1 protein-coding gene is annotated in these 1,367 nt (G+C 65.8%); it reads left to right on the top strand.

Annotated elements, in window-relative coordinates; translation table 11 throughout:
• Positions 1-158 precede the first annotated feature (158 nt).
• Positions 159-1,325 carry an IS110 family transposase gene (locus tag ABZS64_RS39295; RefSeq protein ID WP_355840014.1) on the top strand — a complete coding sequence of 389 codons (1,167 nt, stop codon included), beginning with the start codon at positions 159-161 and terminating at the stop codon, positions 1,323-1,325.
• Positions 1,326-1,367 lie beyond the last annotated feature (42 nt).

Here is a 1,367-nt window from a genome sequence, read left to right as displayed (position 1 = left end):
CTCAGAAGCTGTTGCCGTCTTCAAGGCTGCTGACACTTGGCCGCCCGGAGCCCCGCGACGACTCGACCGCTGATTGGGATACGCGACTCGATCGCTTCGTAGGACAGTGCCGGCGAAGTCGTCTGCAGGTTCAGAACGACGACCTGGCGGAGGTGACCGTGCCAGAGATTTGGGCCGGCTTGGACATCGGCAAAGAGCATCACCATTGCGTCGTGATCGACGGGCAGGGGGAACGCCTCCTGTCACGCCGGGTTCTGAACGACGAGACAGAGCTGCTGCAACTGATCGGCGACGTCCTCGCGTTATCCGAAGACGTGCTATGGGCAGTCGACATCAACCATGGTTGCGGCGCGCTGCTGATCGGGCTCCTGCTCAGCCACGACCAGCCGATGGCATACATCACCGGCCTGGCCGTCCATCACGCCTCGGCTGGCTACCGAGGCCAAGGGAAGACAGATGCCCGCGACGCGCACATCATCGCCGATCAGGCCCGCATACGTCGCGACCTCAGCATTCTGCGGCCCGGCGACGAAGTAGCCGTCGATCTACGGACGTTGACCGCTCGCCGCACTGACCTTGTCTGTGACCGCACCCGTCAGGTCAACCGCCTGCGGGCACAACTCCTGGAGATCTTTCCTGCTCTAGAACGCACGCTGACCCTGACGAACCAAGGGCCAGTCCTGCTGCTGACCGGCTACCAGACGCCTGCAGCCATCCGTCGGGCGGGCGTCCGCCGCATCACGACCTGGTTGAAGAACCGCAAGGTCAGAGGCGCTGCCGAGATCGCCCGCATCGCGGTCGAGGCGGCTGACGCCCAGCACACGGCACTGCTCGGCGAGAAGTTGGCCGCGATGATGGTCGCCCGTCTTGCGAAGGGGGTGCTGGCGCTCAACGAGGAGATAGCCGAGCTCGACGCCCTGATCGAGGCCCGGTTTCACCAACATCCGCATGCGCGAGTGATCAGCAGCCTGCCCGGAATGGGGAGCATGCTCGGCGCGGAGTTCCTCGCAGCCACCGGCGGTGACATGGAAGCCTTCGGCAGCGCGGACCGCCTGGCCGCGTTCGCCGGCCTGGCCCCCGTGCCTCGGGACTCAGGGCGCGTAAGCGGCAACATGCGTCGTCCCCGCCGCTACCACCGCGGCCTCCTGCGGGCCTTCTACCTCTCCGCCATGGCCAGTCTCAGATCGTGTCCCGCCTCGAAGACGTACTACGAGCGCAAGCGCAGCGAAGGCAAGAACCACAAGCAGGCCCTGCTCTCCCTCGCCCGCCGACGAGCCAACGTCCTGTGGGCCATGCTCCGTGACGGTGCGCTCTACCAGGCCTGACCGCCAGTCACCGCAGCGCCTTGACAACGGCATTGGGAAGTG

Source organism: Streptomyces sp. NPDC005408 (assembly GCF_040606445.1).
Taxonomy (GTDB): Bacteria; Actinomycetota; Actinomycetes; order Streptomycetales; family Streptomycetaceae; genus Streptomyces.
The sequence above is the reverse complement of the archived record's forward strand: the minus strand, read 5'-3'. Positions and strand labels throughout refer to the sequence as shown.